The 15,114-nt window shown below is 63.8% G+C and carries 12 protein-coding genes; 8 read left to right on the top strand and 4 right to left on the bottom strand.

Annotation, left to right across the window (positions count from 1 at the left end):
* The first annotated feature begins 117 nt into the window (after positions 1–117).
* The gene (locus ABS769_RS13645; RefSeq protein ID WP_317062135.1) at positions 118–1,152 is read left to right on the top strand and encodes a glucokinase family protein; all 1,035 of its coding nucleotides are present in this window, start codon (positions 118–120) and stop codon (positions 1,150–1,152) included.
* 32 nt (positions 1,153–1,184) lie between these two features.
* Here ABS769_RS13645 and hrpA read toward each other — a convergent pair whose 3' ends face one another.
* Positions 1,185–5,306, bottom strand: coding sequence for an ATP-dependent RNA helicase HrpA (gene hrpA, locus ABS769_RS13640; protein ID WP_317062136.1), 4,122 nt, complete (start codon positions 5,304–5,306; stop codon positions 1,185–1,187).
* 90 nt (positions 5,307–5,396) lie between these two features.
* Between hrpA and ABS769_RS13635 the strand changes: the two genes are divergently transcribed.
* From ABS769_RS13635 to ABS769_RS13620, 4 genes are all read left to right on the top strand, one after another.
* Positions 5,397–5,954: a Dps family protein gene (locus ABS769_RS13635; protein WP_006452768.1), complete on the top strand. Its 558-nt coding sequence runs from the start codon at positions 5,397–5,399 to the stop codon at positions 5,952–5,954.
* 280 nt (positions 5,955–6,234) lie between these two features.
* On the top strand, positions 6,235–8,037 hold the full coding sequence (gene recQ / locus ABS769_RS13630; protein WP_023904795.1) for a DNA helicase RecQ: 1,803 nt from the start codon (positions 6,235–6,237) through the stop codon (positions 8,035–8,037).
* Between the two features lie 137 nt (positions 8,038–8,174).
* The gene (locus tag ABS769_RS13625) at positions 8,175–8,657 is read left to right on the top strand and encodes a hypothetical protein (RefSeq protein WP_023904796.1); all 483 of its coding nucleotides are present in this window, start codon (positions 8,175–8,177) and stop codon (positions 8,655–8,657) included.
* 78 nt (positions 8,658–8,735) lie between these two features.
* On the top strand, positions 8,736–9,140 hold the full coding sequence (locus ABS769_RS13620) for a response regulator (protein WP_043910889.1): 405 nt from the start codon (positions 8,736–8,738) through the stop codon (positions 9,138–9,140).
* A 550-nt stretch (positions 9,141–9,690) separates the two neighbouring features.
* On the opposite strand, the gene ABS769_RS13615 is transcribed toward ABS769_RS13620, so the two are convergent.
* Positions 9,691–10,401 carry an rRNA pseudouridine synthase gene (locus ABS769_RS13615; protein WP_317062137.1) on the bottom strand — a complete coding sequence of 237 codons (711 nt, stop codon included), beginning with the start codon at positions 10,399–10,401 and terminating at the stop codon, positions 9,691–9,693.
* Positions 10,402–10,647: 246 nt separating this feature from the next.
* On the opposite strand from ABS769_RS13615, the gene ABS769_RS13610 reads away from it, so the two are divergent.
* Both ABS769_RS13610 and ABS769_RS13605 read left to right on the top strand, forming a co-directional pair.
* The gene (locus ABS769_RS13610) at positions 10,648–10,854 is read left to right on the top strand and encodes a hypothetical protein (protein WP_006448620.1); all 207 of its coding nucleotides are present in this window, start codon (positions 10,648–10,650) and stop codon (positions 10,852–10,854) included.
* A 528-nt stretch (positions 10,855–11,382) separates the two neighbouring features.
* A complete protein-coding gene (locus ABS769_RS13605) occupies positions 11,383–13,551 on the top strand; it encodes a methyl-accepting chemotaxis protein (protein WP_317062138.1) in 2,169 nt (722 codons plus the stop codon).
* 199 nt (positions 13,552–13,750) lie between these two features.
* On the opposite strand, the gene ABS769_RS13600 is transcribed toward ABS769_RS13605, so the two are convergent.
* Together ABS769_RS13600 and ABS769_RS13595 are read right to left on the bottom strand one after the other, a co-directional pair.
* Complete coding sequence (locus tag ABS769_RS13600) at positions 13,751–14,185, bottom strand: GNAT family N-acetyltransferase (protein ID WP_317062139.1); 435 nt, start codon at positions 14,183–14,185, stop codon at positions 13,751–13,753.
* Between the two features lie 27 nt (positions 14,186–14,212).
* On the bottom strand, positions 14,213–14,839 hold the full coding sequence (locus ABS769_RS13595) for a LysE/ArgO family amino acid transporter (RefSeq protein ID WP_317062140.1): 627 nt from the start codon (positions 14,837–14,839) through the stop codon (positions 14,213–14,215).
* A 118-nt stretch (positions 14,840–14,957) separates the two neighbouring features.
* Here ABS769_RS13595 and ABS769_RS13590 point away from each other — a divergent pair.
* Positions 14,958–15,114, top strand: a 157-nt coding sequence (locus ABS769_RS13590) for a transposase (protein WP_233368074.1), incomplete at its 3' end; no start/stop codon positions are given.

The following is a 15,114-nucleotide window of genomic DNA, read 5'->3' as shown; positions in this document are numbered from 1 at the left end:
TGCGTCACCAAGATCGATCCAACCCGACTGATCCATTGACATCGTTGTCACCAACTCCTACACAGGCCCGTACTCGCCGACGGCATCGGACGCTCGGCGAACCTTTGAGGATTGAATGTGGCTGCGACCTCGCGTTCTGCTCGCACTGCTGTCTTGCCCGCTTGCCCCACTGCCACCGGCTTCATCGCTGCCGATGTCGGTGGCACGCATGTGCGTGTCGGCCACGTGGCGTATGCGGGCAACGCAGCGATCGAGCTGTCGCACTACCGCACTTATCGCGGCAGCGAGCACGCCAGTCTGGAGGCGATCCTCGGCGACTTTCTGCAGCAGGTGCGCGGTGTCGATGCGGTGGTGATCGCCAGTGCCGGTGTCGCACTGGACGATGGCAGCTTCATCAGCAACAACTTGCCGTGGACGATTTCGCCCAGCCAGATGCGTCACGCGCTGGCAGTGCGCAGCGTGCATCTGGTCAACGATTTCGAAGCGGTCGCCTACGCCGCGCCACAGATGCAACAACGCGCCGTGCTGCAGCTCAGCGGGCCGACGCCACGGCATACGCGCGCCGCCGGTCCGATCCTGGTGGTCGGTCCCGGCACCGGGCTTGGCGCTGCAGTGTGGATCGATGCCAAGCCTCGCCCGATCGTGCTCGCCACCGAGGCCGGCCAGGTCGCGTTGGCCAGCACCGACGACAGGGAGCTGCAACTGCTGCGGATTCTGCTGCGCGGCCAGCCCTATCTGCCCCTTGAGCATGTGTTGTCCGGCCCCGGCCTGCTCAATCTCTACAACGCCGTGTGCGAACTGCACGCGGTGCCGCCACGCCATCGCCTGCCTGCTGCGATCACGCATGCAGCCCTGCACGAAGACGATGCCGCGGCGCGCGACTGCCTGCACAGCTTTTGCGCATTGCTGGGCAGCGCGGTCGGCGATATGGCGCTGGCCTACGGCGCTGCCGGCGGCATCTATCTGGCCGGCGGGATCCTGCCGACGATCGGGCAGTTTCTGGCCAACAGCACTTTTCGCGAACGTTTTTTAGCCAAGGGAAACATGCGTGCGCTGCTCGAGCGCATCCCGGTCAAGCTGGTCGAGCACGGGCAGCTGGGCGTGCTCGGCGCGGCCAACTGGTATCTGCAACAACGTGCAGATGTGTCGTAGACGATACGTGCACTGGCGCGCACGCATCTGGCTCAACTCCGCAACGCAGCCACCCGCTGCGACAACTTCTTCGCAGAGACGCCCGACTTGGCGCCCAGCTCCTGCGCGAACACCGAGACGCGCAACTCTTCCAGATCCCAGCGCAGCGACTCCCACTCCGGGCGCTGCTGCAAGCCACGTGCGGCCGCATCGCCCAACGCATCCACAAACGGTTTGAGTTCGAGCATGCGTGTCTGATCGCGGGCCGGATCGCGTTTGGCCCGCTCGGTACGCAGGATCATCGCCTTGAGATAACGCGGATAGTTGGCCAGCGCCTCGGCCGGAGTCTCACGCAGGAAGCCGGCATGCACCAACGCGCGCAACTGCTGCTCCATATCGTCCAGATTGCCGCGCGCCCAGCCCATCAACGGCGCTTCCAGCAAGGGCTTGAGTTCGGCCACGGCGCCGAGGATGCTTTCGGCCAGTGTCAACCGCTCCATCGCCTCGCCGAACAGGCGCTTGGTCGCATCGTCACGGCGTTGCGCGAATGCGCCCGCATCGCGGATCGCCCCCAGCCCTTCTGCCAACACCGCATTGAGCGCGGCATCGACCAGATCGCCGCGCAGCCGCTCCTGCGACTCGATCGCCGCGTACAACAACCCGGTTTTGGGCGACACCGGCAATTGCTTGCGCGCCTGCTTGATCTTGTCGGCAAGCGCGATTTCCAGCAGCCGGCGCACGCCGCGCGGATGCGCCTGCGCCGCTTCGTTGCGGTCGGCAAAGATGCGCAGCGCTGCGTCTTCGCCCTGATCCACCAACGCCGGATACGCCGGCACACCTGCCTCGCCCGACACCTGTTCGGGGATCGGGGTGGCCGGGAAATCGCGCAAGCCCTCGGCAGCCAGGGCGCGGCCCGCACGTGCGGCAAACGCCTGGCCCGCCCGCTCGCCGAAGCGTGCGCGCAACCCGTCCAGATCGCGCGACTCGGCCAGCACCTTGCCGTCGTCATCGCGCAGGCGCAGGTTCATCAGCAGATGCGTGTCCAGCGCCTCTTCGTCGAAATCCAGCGCCGCCACCTGCGTGCCGGTGGCCTTGCTCAGAAAGCGCGCCAGCTCGCCACGGATATCGTCGGCCGACGCAATACTGTAGGCCTCGTAGAACGCGCGCCCGAAATCCGGCGCCGGCACATAGTTACGGCGCTGCGCCTTGGGCAGGCTACGAATCAATGCAGATGCCTTGTCGGCAACAAAGCCAGGCGCCAGCCACGACAGCCGCGTTGGATCCAGCGCATTGAGCAGATGCAACGGCACATCCAGGGTGACGCCGTCATCGATGGCGCCCGGCTCGAAGCGGTAATGCAACGGCAGCCGCGCATCGCCAAGGGGGAAATACTTCGGGAAGCGATCGGCCTCGCTGCCTTCGCCCGGCAGCAGATCGTTCAACGACCAATGCAGGCTGCGGCGTTTGTCCGGCGGCAAGGTTTTCCACCACGCATCCAGGCCACTGGCCGAATGCAGTTCGGACGGAATGCGATCCAGATACCACCGTGCCTGCCACTCTTCGTCGGCAACGATGCCGGCGCGACGCAACTTGGCTTCTTCTTCGCGCGCCTGCTCCAGCACCTTGAGGTTGTCGGCCACGAACGCCGCACGCGTATTGATTTCGCCCGTCACCAGGCCCTGACGCACGAACAGGTCGTGCGCGGCGGCCGGGTCGATCTTGCCGAAATGCACCGGCTTTTTCGGCGCCAGCACCAGCCCGAACAGGCTGATCTGCTCGGAGGCGACCACCTGCCCCTGCGCACGCGACCAGTGTGGGTCGAAGTGCTTGCGCGCCAACAGATGCGGCAGCTCGGCGATCGCCCAATCCGGCTCGATCGCGGCATTGGTCATGCCCCAGACTTTCTGTGTGTCCAGCAGCGTGGCGGCCAGAATCCACGGCGGCGGTTTGCGCGCCAACGCCGAGCCGGGGAACGGCACGAACCGGCGTTGCCGCGCGGCGAGAAAATCGCCTTTTTCGGTGCGATGGCCGATCTGCGTCGGCAGGCCGGCCAACAGCGCGCGGTGCAGTGCCTGATACGCCGCGGCGCGTTCGCGCTCGCTGGTCCGTGCCGAGACTTCAGCAGCCTCGGCCTGCTTGTTCGTAGCTGCGGAGGTGGTGCGTGCAGGTGCTGCACTTGGCTCCGGCTTGCCTTCGCGCGCCAGACGCGCGGCGCGATGCAGCTGCCCGCGCGTGGGCCGGTTGGCGTTGTGGCCGTCCTCGCGCGGCGGTGCGCTGGCACCGGCCAGCAGCGGCGCCATCATCACCGCGGCCGGCTCTTCGCTCCAACCGAGTTCTTCGCACAACAAGCGTAACTGCCGATGCAGTTCGCGCCACTCGCGCATGCGCAAAAAGCCCAGAAAATGTCGATTGCACCAATCGCGCAACTTGGACTGGGTGAGCTCTTCGTGCACCTGCCGGTACGCCTCCCACAAGCGCAGGATGCCGACGAATTCCGAGCGCGCATCGGCAAACAGCGCATGTGCGTTGTCGGCCGCCTCGCGCGCTTCGGGCGGGCGCTCGCGCGGATCCTGGATGCCCAGGAAGGAGGCGATGACGATCATCTCGCGCAGGCAGCCGTGCTGCTGCGCGGCCACCAGCATGCGCGCGAGTTTGACGTCCACCGGCAGACGCGCCATCTGGCGGCCGGTCGCGGTCAGGCGGCGCTCGCCATCGATCGCGCCCAGTTCAAGCAACTGCTGCCAGCCATCGGCCACCGCACGCTCGTCTGGCGCTTCCAGAAACGGGAAATCCTCGATCCGTCCCAGACCCAGCTGCAGCATGCGCAGGATCACGCCCGACAACGACGCGCGCCGGATTTCCGGATCGGTGAACGCTGGCCGCGCGGCAAAGTCGGCTTCGGCATACAGGCGGTAGCAGATGCCCTCGGCGATGCGCCCGCACCGGCCCATGCGCTGGTTGGCGCTGGCCTGCGAGATCGGCTCGATATGCAAGCGGTCCAGCTTCTGCCGCGGGCTATAGCGCTTGATGCGCGCAAACCCGGGGTCCACCACATAGCGGATGCGCGGCACCGTCAGCGAGGTCTCGGCCACATTGGTCGCCAGCACCAGGCGCCGACGCGGGCCCGGATTGAACACCCGGTCCTGATCCTGCGCAGACAGCCGCGCGTACAACGGCACCACTTCGGTCTCGCGGTATTTGCGCCGTTCCAGCGATTGATGCGCATCGCGGATTTCGCGCTCGCCGGGCAGGAACATCAGCACGTCGCCGCGCGGGTCGATGCGGGTGATTTCGTCGATTGCCGCCACGATCGCATCGTTGACGGTGCGCTCGCCATCGCGGCCATTGCCTTGCTCGCCGTCGCTGTCAGTACCGGCGTCGCCTTCGAGCGGGCGATAGCGCACCTCGACCGGAAACGTGCGTCCTTCCACACTGATCACTGGCGCATCGTTGAAATGCTGCGCGAAACGCTCGGTGTCGATGGTGGCCGAAGTCACGATCAACTTCAGATCGGGGCGCTTGACCAGCAACTGCTTGAGATAGCCAAGCAAAAAATCGATGTTGAGGCTGCGCTCGTGCGCCTCGTCCACGATAATGGTGTCGTAGGCCGACAACCAACGGTCGCTGGCGATCTCGGCCAGCAGGATGCCGTCGGTCATGAACTTGATCCGCGAGTCTTCACCAACCCGGTCGGTGAAGCGCACCTGGAAGCCCACCGTGGTGCCCAACGGCGTCTTCAACTCCTCGGCCACGCGTGCAGCCACCGCACGTGCGGCGATCCGGCGCGGCTGGGTGCAGCCGATCATGCCTGCCGCCCCGCGCCCCGCCGCCAGACACAGCTTGGGCAGCTGGGTGGTCTTGCCCGAGCCGGTTTCGCCGGCAATGACCACCACTTGATGATCGCGGATCAACGCGATGATGCGCTCGGCCTCGCGTGCGATCGGCAGTTGCGTGTCCAGCGTGATGGCGGGCTGCTGCTCGGCGCGCGCCTTGCGCTGCGCCTGCGACGCCGCCAGCGCCTGCTCGAAGGCCTGGCGCAGCTGCACGTTGCCGGGCTTGCCTTGCCAGCGCGACCATAGGCCGAGCAAGCGGCCCCGGTCGCGGCTCATGCCGCCATCGACAGCGCTACGGCGCTCGCGCAAGGTGGTGGCCAGGTCGGTATCGATAGCGCTCATTGATGAAAAAGTGTGAAAGATTGAATGACGAGTGATCCTTTAGAGTGACTATTGTGACCCGATATCTGTTCCCTCAGGAGGACCATTCCCATGTCCAAGAAAAAGAACGCCAACAAGCCCGTCGTCATCATTGACGGACCAGACGCCTTACCGGTTGCCGCCGCATCGGCCCCGCACATCGATATCGGGATCAAGGACGGCGATCGCAAGAAGATCTCCGACGGTCTGGCCCGCTACATGGCTGACGCCTTCACCTTGTATCTGAAGACCCACAACTTCCATTGGAACGTCACCGGGTCGATGTTCAACTCGCTGCACACCATGTTCGAAACCCAGTACACCGAGCAGTGGGCCGCACTGGACGAAGTGGCCGAGCGCATCCGCGCCCTGGGCTACAACGCGCCGGGCTCCTATAGCGAGTTCGTCGCTTTGACTTCGATCCCGGAAGAACAGGGCCTGAGCGATAGCGCCGACTGGCGCGAGATGGTGCGCCAGCTGGTCAGCGGCAACGAAGCGGTCTGCCGCACCGCACGCAAGGTACTGGGCACCGCCGACGACGCCGGCGACGACCCGACCGTGGACCTGCTGACCCAGCGCCTGCAGACCCACGAAAAGTACGCGTGGATGCTGCGTTCCTTGCTGCAGTAAGCGCCTCCCTCCACGCGCCGGCATTGTCAGGCGCGGGACACAAAGCCCCTCTCCCCTCGGGAGAGGGGTTGGGGTGAGGGTACGGAGCGAAGCTCAAGTGCCCCACCCAACGCGCGGCCACCGCCCATTTCCTGCGCCGTGCGCCCGCCCCCAGCACATGCTTACATGTGCGCATTTTCCCGGCGCGCCCCATCGCGTCGCGGCAATCCCCGACCCGTCATCGCGCAACGCCGCCGGCATGACACCGGCCAAGACGTGACCCGCGCGGTATCCTAGACGGATGTCTTCCCCCGCCCACGAACTGCTCAGCCGCGTCTTCGGTTACGACGACTTCCGCGGTCCTCAACAGGCTATCGTCGAACACGTCGCCGCGGGTAACGATGCCCTGGTGCTGATGCCCACCGGTGGCGGCAAGTCGCTGTGCTATCAGGTGCCGGCGCTGTTGCGCGATGGCATCGGCATTGTGGTCTCGCCGCTGATCGCATTGATGCAGGATCAGGTCGACGCCTTGCGCCAGCTCGGCGTGCGCGCCGAATTCCTCAATTCCACGCTGGATGCGGAAAACACCCAGCGGGTCGAGCGCGCCTTGCTCTCGGGCGATCTGGATCTGCTCTACGTCGCGCCAGAGCGCTTGCTGACGCCACGCTTCCTGTCCTTACTGGAACGCAGCCGCATCGCGCTATTTGCCATCGACGAGGCGCATTGCGTCTCGCAATGGGGCCACGACTTCCGTCCCGAATACCGCCAGCTCACCGTGCTGCACGAGCGCTGGCCGCACATCCCGCGCATGGCCTTGACCGCCACCGCCGATCCGCCGACCCAGCGCGAGATCGCCGAGCGTCTGGATCTGGTCGACGCGCGCCACTTCGTCAGTTCCTTCGACCGCCCCAATATCCGCTACACCGTGGTGCAGAAGGACAACGCGCGCAAGCAGCTGCAGGAATTCCTGGGCCGCCATCGCGGCTCGGCCGGCATCGTCTACGCCATGTCGCGGCGCAAGGTCGAAGAAACCGCGCAGCAGCTGTGTGCGCAAGGCTTCAACGCCCTGCCCTACCACGCCGGTTTGCCGGCCGAGGTGCGGGCGGAAAACCAGCGCCGCTTCCTGCGCGAAGACGGCATCATCATGACCGCCACCATCGCCTTCGGCATGGGCATCGACAAGCCCGACGTGCGCTTCGTGGCGCATGTGGATCTGCCCAAATCGCTGGAGGGCTATTACCAGGAAACCGGCCGCGCCGGCCGCGATGGCGACCCGGCCGAGGCCTGGCTCTGCTACGGCCTGGGCGATATGGTGCTGCTCAAGCAGATGATCGAACAGGGCGAAGCGGCCGAAGAGCGCAAGCGCCTGGAGCGCGCCAAGCTCGATCACCTGCTGGGCTATTGCGAATCGATGCAATGCCGCCGCCAGGTGCTACTGGCCGGCTTCGGCGAGACCTATCCCAAGCCCTGCGGCAATTGCGACAACTGCCTCACCCCGGCGGCCGCCTGGGATGCCACGGTGGCGTCGCAAAAAGCGCTCAGTTGCGTGTACCGCAGCGGGCAGCGTTTCGGTGTGGGCCACCTGCTCGACATCCTGCGCGGCAGCGAGAACGAGCGCATCAAGCAGCTCGGCCACGACCAGTTGAGCACCTACGGCATCGGCCGCGACCTGGACGAGCGCACCTGGCGCGGCGTGTTCCGTCAGTTGGTGGCCGCCAGCCTGCTGGAGGTCGACAGCGAAGGCCATGGCGGTCTGCGGCTTACAGATGCCAGCCGCCAGGTACTCAAGGGCGAGCGACAGGTGATGATGCGCCGCGAGAACCCGGCTGCCGGACGCGAGCGTGAGCGCGGCACGCAACGCACCGGCCTGCCGGTGCAGCCGCAGGATCTGGTGTTGTTCAACGCCTTGCGCGGCTTGCGCGCAGAGCTGGCCAAGGAACAGAACGTGCCGGCGTTTGTGATCTTCCACGACAGCACGCTGCGCAACATCGCCGAACAACGGCCAACCAGCATCGATGCGCTATCGCATATCGGCGGCATCGGTGGCGGCAAACTGGCCCGCTACGGGGCGCAGCTGATCGAGATCGTGCGCGAACAAGGCTGATGCAACGGCGTGTGTCATCGGCATACCAACGCTGGCACAAAAATCCGCAAGATCGACAGCGCGCATTCAATCAGCCGTTGCTAGTTTCACAAGGCGATCTGGCACGCGCTGTCAGTCCCTCATGTAGAGTCCAATCGATGAAACGCAGCCTGCTTCTCCTGGCCACTCTGTTTGCCGCTGGCGGCGCGCTCGCCCAGGCCGGCGACGGCAGTGCCGAGCCGGTCACGGCGCGCTCGCTCGATCTGAGCATTCCGCAGGCACCGGTGCAGTATCGCTCCGATCCCGAGGTCCCCACCGATCCGCCAGGTACCTTTTACGGCGACAAAAGCGGTCCCCAGCCTGCGTTGAGCCGGCCCAGTGCCGCTGCCATCGCCGCCGAACGCGCCGAGCAATGCCAGGGCAAGCTGCATGGCGCAGTCGAAACCGGCATGGGCTATGCCAGCCGCGGCGGTAACAGCAACTGGCAGGCGGTCAATCTGAATTCCTGCAAGACCTATTACGACGACGACGGCAAGGCGCACCAGATTGGCGTCAGCATCAGTGTCGGGCGTGGCGAAGGCCCGATTTTCGGCCCGCGTTATGGGCCTGGCGGCTACGGTCCCGGCCCGTTCGGCTGGTAACCATACGGCCCCGTCTGCGTTGACGGAGGGTTCACCCCTGCATCGCTGAGAATGCGGCTTGCCTTACGAGACGCGCTCATGTCACAGAACAAGGAACGGCCAGTTGTCTTCGTCGTCGAAGATGGCGATGGCACCCGACAACTCAGCTGCCTTGTGCTGGAGAGCTATGGGTTCACCTGCCGCAGTGCAGGCTCGGTCGAGGAAGCGCTGACCCTGATCGAAAGTGACCCGCGCATCGACGTGCTGTTTTCCGATATCCACTTCCCGGGCGGCCTGACCGGCGTGGATCTGGCGGTCAAGACCGCGCAGGCGCCGTACAAGCTTCCGGTATTGCTCACCTCCGGCCTGGCGGTGGAGTACGTGGAAGAGATCCTGCCGGACGGTGTGGCCTTCCTGGAAAAGCCTTACACCCCCGAGCAACTGCTGACCGCCATCCGCAGCGTGATGGCCAAACACCGGGTGCTTCCCACCCCGGTGGCCTGACGGCGGCGGCCGCCACTGTACGGCGACCCACAATCCCGGTATGAAATGCCAGCCGTCGCGCCATGCGCCGGCCACGGGGATTGATCAATACACGCGTGTGCCTAAGGATGCGGCGCCATCGCCCGCCTGCAAAAGCCGCTCAGTCAGCCAAACGCTGCAGGGTCTGCTTGCACGATCTGCGCCAGACATTGCACTTCGACACCAATACACCGAACGTCCATCGCATGACGCCTCACGAATGCAACGTGCAAAAGAACATTTGAACCACGCATACGTCGTATTTCACGCGATCAAGCACGCCGCTCGCTAGGCTGGTTCGAATGCAGCGCTTTGCTGCCAAAGAACTCAGGAGATCCCCATGGGCGACAACTCGTTTCTGTCACCGGCTTTCATCATCTTGGTCGTTGCGATCATCGGCGTGGTTTTCTGGCTGGTGACGCGTGCCAAGAAAAAGCGCAACAAGAAGTAAGCGACCCGGGCATCGGTTCGAAGGCTGCGAGTCGTCGCATTGCCTGCAGGTTGCCGCCAGCGTTGAACGCCAGCGGCACACTCAAAAACGCTCGCCCGCCGGCAGATAGCGCCATTCGCCGATCGCCAGTTTACCCAGCGAGATGCGGCCCACGCGCAAGCGCCGGATGCTCACCACGTCCAGCCCGACTTCCTTGCACATGAAGCGCAGTTGCCCGGGCTGCACATGTTTGATCGCAAAGCGCAGCCGCTCTTCGTTCTGCCAACTCACCTTGCACGGCGACAGGCTGCGCTGCTGATAGACCAGGCCATGCGCAAGCCGTGCCATGCCGTAGGGGCGCAGCTCGCCGCTGACTTCCACCAGGAATTCCTGCTCGATGGAGGTCGCATCGGCGCTGAGCCTGCGTAGCACGCGGCCATCCTGGCTCAGGACCAGCAAACCGCTGGCCTCATCCTCCAGCGGCAACGGCGCGCTCAGACGCAGGAAATGCCGTTTCAGCACGCGTACGTTGGCCTGATCCAGACTGCTGCGCGCGGCCGGCACGGCCAACCCCAACGCGGCCTCGGCCGTCAATCCGGCAGGCTTGTGCAGCAGCAATGTGGCTGGCTCGGCAGGCTCCAGCACCGCATCGGCTGCCAACGTCACCTGCTGCGCGGTGGCCAATGTCTGTGGCTCCTCGACCACCACACCGTCCACGCTGACCCAGCCGCCTTCGATGTACTGCTGGGCCTCGCCACGCGAGCAGCCGAACAGCGCGGCAACGCATTTGTCGAGACGGATCGGTTCGGACATCGGACGAGCTCAGCATCAGGGCACGGCAGTGTACGTGCTGGGTCCGTGGATGCGCGAGGTTGGCCTCACTGGCGCGGCGTTGAGGCTCTGCCAACACCTGGCGGTCCGTCGGCATGCATGTGAACGCCAACGAATCAGCGCCATCGTTGGGGTACCCATGCAGGCTTCGCCCGGCACTTTGCTGCCATCGCGCTTCTGCCGCACCCGACAAAATGGGAAACTGAGCGCTCACACAGGAGATTGCAGATGTTCATCAAATTCGGCACAACCCGGATCCGCCTTGCCCATATCTCCGTCGTCAACGACCCGTTCAACGCCGGCGAGAGCTTCGGTTCTTATTGCCACTCGGTGCGGGTCGGCCTGATCTCCGGCGACGAGGTCTTCGCACGCTTCAACAACGAGGCCGATGCCGAACAGCTTTACGCCAACGTCCTTGCCGCGCTGGAGAGTTGAGCGCAAGACAACACCCATCGCGCCATGCTTGCTGCGCGCGACGGCGCGATGGATCAGTGGCTCGCTAAAAAGTAGCCGGCACAGGCCGGCTCGCGATGTACACGGGCAGGCTGCTCCGCTGCCCAACATCAACCGAATCGCTCGCGGCATTGATGCATTCGCAGCAATCTTGCGGTTCTCATCCGCCCATACCACACACGTCAGCGAACTCGACCATTGGTCAGTTCCAATCGTTGGCTGTGCGCGCTGCGTTATCCACTTCAGTGCGTCGGTAAAACGTCGGAAAATCGTCCTGCCATTGGCACGCTTCGATCCAGCAATGACGCATTAAACAAGGCGTTTTTTGGCGGGATGTCAGGTAGCGGCGGACAGCTGTCGGGAAATTTCTTCCACGTCATGAATCCGTCATAAGTATTTCCGAATACAAGCCTTTAGCTCCTCACTCTCCGGCCGCTAGCTGGGCAAGACGCTTGAGTGGATGCACCCCGCATTCACTGAGCCCTTCAGCTGCACAACCTGGATGCGGTGATGAACCAATATCTGCAACACCTCAATGTCGGCCGCCGCTTGGGCGTGGCCTTCGGCATCTTGATCTTATTGTCCGGCCTGCTTGTGGCAACCGGCCTGGTCACCATGTCTACCGCCCGTCTCGAGTTGGACACCATCGTCAACAACAACATGGAGCGGATCAGACTCTCCACCGACATGCTGGACGCCAACACCAATGTGGCGATCGGCCTGCGCGATATCGTCATGGTGTCTGGCGATGCTGCCAACCGCAGCGCAATGGAGATGATCGAAAGCAACCGCGCCCGTTATAAAGCGGCGCACGATGCGCTGGCAGCCATGCCGAGCACCGACGGCGAAAAGAACGCGCTCAAGCTGGTGCAGGAAAAACGCGACATCTCGGTCAAGTACAACAACCAGATTCTCGAATACGGCATTCATGATCAGAACCAGGAGGCGCAGGCGCTGTTGCAAGGCGCCGCCGCTGTGGCGATGAATGAACAACAAGCCGCCATTCGCGCCAACGCAGCACTGGAAAGCCGCCTCAGCAAACAGGCCTATGCCGCAGCGGTGGCATCGATGCATCGCGGCAAGGTCACGCTCGCCAGTGGCGGCATTGCCGCGTTGGCCATCAGCGCCCTACTTGCGTGGATGATCACGCGAAGCCTGACCATGCCGCTCAGCCAGGCCACCCGCACTGCCGAGGCCATTGCAGCCGGCAATCTGCACAACGACGTGCACACCACCGCCACCGATGAAACCGGCCGCCTGTTGCAGGCAATGGACAAGATGCAGTTGCAGCTGCGCAACCTGATCGCAGCGCAGACCGACATGGCCAAGCATCACGACAATGGCCAGATCAGTTTCCGCATCGACGCCTCGGCATTCCCCGGCGATTACGGGCGCATGGCCAACGACACCAATTTACTGGTCGCCTCGCATGTGGCGGTGCAAAACGATCTGGCCCGCATCATGGGGCGTTACGCCATCGGCGAACTCTCCGAAGACATGCAGCCGCTACCAGGCGAAAAGGCCGTTTTCAGCGACACCATGGCGCAGGTCAAGCTCAACCTGTCGGCGATGAATCACGAGATCAAGCACCTTGCCCAGTCGGCCGCCAATGGCGACTTCACAGCGCGTGGCGATGTCGAGCGTTTCCAGTTCGATTTCCGCATCATGGTGGAAAGCCTCAATCATCTGATGTCCACCGCCGATGGCAATCTGCAGTCGCTATCGTCGTTGCTGCAGTCGATCGCCGCCGGCGATCTCACCGCACGCATGAGTGGCGAGTTCCGCGGCGTGTTTGCACAGATGCGCGACGATGCCAACGCCACCGCCAGCCAGTTGGCGCAGATCGTCGGCAACATCCAGCAATCGGCGGCCTCGATCAACTCGGCTGCCAGTGAAATCGCTGCCGGCAATCAGGATCTGTCGCAGCGCACCGAGCAGCAAGCGGCCAACCTGGAAGAGACTGCTGCCTCGATGGAAGAGCTGACGTCCACCGTCAAACAGAATGCAGAGAGCGCACGCGAGGCCAATCAGCTCGCGATCGGCGCCGCACGCGTGGCCTCGCAAGGCGGCGAGGTGGTCGGCAAGGTCGTCCAGACAATGACCGGTATCGAAGCCTCGTCCAAAAAGATTGCCGACATCATCAGCGTCATCGACGGCATCGCGTTCCAGACCAACATCCTTGCCTTGAACGCCGCGGTGGAAGCCGCGCGTGCCGGCGAACAGGGACGCGGCTTTGCAGTAGTGGCGTCGGAGGTGCGCACGCTCGCACAGCGTTCGTCTGGCGCGGCCAAGGAAATCAAGAGCCTTATCGACGATTCGGTGCAGCGTGTGGCCGAAGGCTCGGCGTTGGTGCACAGCGCTGGCAAGACCATGGGCGATGTGGTGGCCAGCGTGCAACGCGTGACCGACATCATGAGCGAGATCTCTGCGGCCTCGCAGGAGCAGTCGGCCGGCATCGAGCAGGTCAACCAGACCATCACGCATATGGACGAGGCCACCCAGCAAAACGCCGCGCTGGTGGAAGAAGCCACGGCCGCCGCACGCTCGATGGAAGAACAGGCTGTGCAGCTCACCGACGCGGTGGCGATCTTCAAGATCGATGCACGGCAGGCAAGCCAGGCACAGACGCGCGCGGCAGCACCGGTCGCGCATCTGTTGAACAAGGTCCGTAGCGCCTGAGAAATTGGGCGGTGAAACCAGCGCCGCCCTCAACAACGTCGTCGGCGTGGTTACGTTGATGGCACTGGCTGGGGCTTGCATAGATCCGCCCTCGGAATGTCGTCTACGAAGAGCGTCTGGTAAGGCGCTTTTCGTTGTTTCCGACCGTTTACACCGCGGCCACGCAGATCACGTCGACGACTGCAGGCCTGATCAGTTGCTAGGCGCGGTCGCGGGTATATATCCCGGGGATGTAACGCTCCATCAGCGACTGTGGATACAACGGTGACGTAAACCCGTAGCGCGCGTATAACCCGTGCGCATCGCTGGTGGCCAGGCTGAAACGGCGCAATCCCTGCAGCTCGGGGTGCGCCATGACCGCATCCATCAGCAGCTTGCTATAGCCCTTGCCTTGATGCTCGGGCAGCACGAAGACATCGCCCAGATATGCAACGGTTGCATAATCGGAAACCACCCGCGCGAACGCCACCTGCGTGCGCTCCACAAACCCGCCAAAGCACAGCGAATTGGCGATGGAGCGCTGCAGCAGCGACAACGGGATGTCCCTGGCCCATGTGGTGTGCTGCGACAGATAGCGGTGGATCATCGGCACATCGAGCTCGGACGTGTCGGTGGTAATGCGCAACGGCGGCATGACGGTGACTCCAGTCATAGGGGGGCGTCAGAGTAGCGCAGCATGCGATGGCAGCAGCAACAAGGCGCACAGCACCAGCATGAACACCGCAATCAATGCGTCCAGTACGCGCCATGCGCGCGGATCACGAAAGGCCGGCTGCAGCAAACGCGCGCCATATCCCAGGCTGGAGAACCAGGTAACACTGGCAAGGCACGCACCCGACGCAAACGCCCAGCGCAGCTGGCCTGGATAGCGCGCAGACACGCTGCCCAGCAGCACCATCGTGTCGAGATAGACGTGTGGATTGAGAAACGTGAACGCCAGACAGGTCAGCATGGCGCGCTGCCAAAATTGCGCGTCGCTTGCTGCCGGTGCCAATGCTCCCTTGCCATGCCAGGCCCTGCGTGCAGCCAGGATTCCGTACGCCGCCAGGAACGCAGCACCGGCATAGCGAAGAACTTGCAGCACGCCCGGCCATTGCTTCACCAACGCACCGATCCCGGCGACGCCCAGCACGATCAGCGCGATATCGCCGGCTGCGCAGATCAGCACGATCAGGCCCACATGCTGACGCTTGAGCCCCTGCCGTAACACAAACGCATTTTGTGCCCCGATCGCAATGATGAGACCTGCGCCAGCGATCAAGCCGGCCGCTGCTGCCTGAACGAACATATGTATCTCCCGAGAACCAGGCCTGCATCGTGATGGCAGCGAGCGATTCAGAAAAACTAAATATTCTGTAGGCTAGGGCCTGTTAACACTAATGGCCCGAGCGATTAAACTATCGTGCATGGAGATCACGCCAGCACAATTTTCTCTAATCGAACACTGCCTGCCGGCGCAGCGCGGCAATGTCAGCATGACCAACCTGCAAGTGGTCAACGCCATCCTTTACGTTGCCGAGCATGGCTGCAAATGGCGCGGCCTACCCAAGCGCTTTGGCAACT

This window comes from Xanthomonas hortorum (assembly GCF_040279205.1).
In the GTDB taxonomy this organism is placed as follows: domain Bacteria; phylum Pseudomonadota; class Gammaproteobacteria; order Xanthomonadales; family Xanthomonadaceae; genus Xanthomonas; species Xanthomonas hortorum_F.
This window is presented reverse-complemented; position numbering and strand designations above follow the sequence as displayed.

Excerpts from the sequence above, each read along its gene's own strand:
- hrpA (WP_317062136.1), bottom strand. The coding sequence starts at position 5,306 with ATGAGCGCTATCGATACCGACCTGGCCACCACCTTGCGCGAGCGCCGT.
- ABS769_RS13635 (WP_006452768.1), top strand. The coding sequence starts at position 5,397 with ATGTCCAAGAAAAAGAACGCCAACAAGCCCGTCGTCATCATTGACGGA.
- recQ (WP_023904795.1), top strand. The coding sequence starts at position 6,235 with ATGTCTTCCCCCGCCCACGAACTGCTCAGCCGCGTCTTCGGTTACGAC.
- ABS769_RS13625 (WP_023904796.1), top strand. The coding sequence starts at position 8,175 with ATGAAACGCAGCCTGCTTCTCCTGGCCACTCTGTTTGCCGCTGGCGGC.
- ABS769_RS13620 (WP_043910889.1), top strand. The coding sequence starts at position 8,736 with ATGTCACAGAACAAGGAACGGCCAGTTGTCTTCGTCGTCGAAGATGGC.
- ABS769_RS13615 (WP_317062137.1), bottom strand. The coding sequence starts at position 10,401 with ATGTCCGAACCGATCCGTCTCGACAAATGCGTTGCCGCGCTGTTCGGC.
- ABS769_RS13610 (WP_006448620.1), top strand. The coding sequence starts at position 10,648 with ATGTTCATCAAATTCGGCACAACCCGGATCCGCCTTGCCCATATCTCC.
- ABS769_RS13605 (WP_317062138.1), top strand. The coding sequence starts at position 11,383 with ATGAACCAATATCTGCAACACCTCAATGTCGGCCGCCGCTTGGGCGTG.
- ABS769_RS13600 (WP_317062139.1), bottom strand. The coding sequence starts at position 14,185 with ATGCCGCCGTTGCGCATTACCACCGACACGTCCGAGCTCGATGTGCCG.
- ABS769_RS13595 (WP_317062140.1), bottom strand. The coding sequence starts at position 14,839 with ATGTTCGTTCAGGCAGCAGCGGCCGGCTTGATCGCTGGCGCAGGTCTC.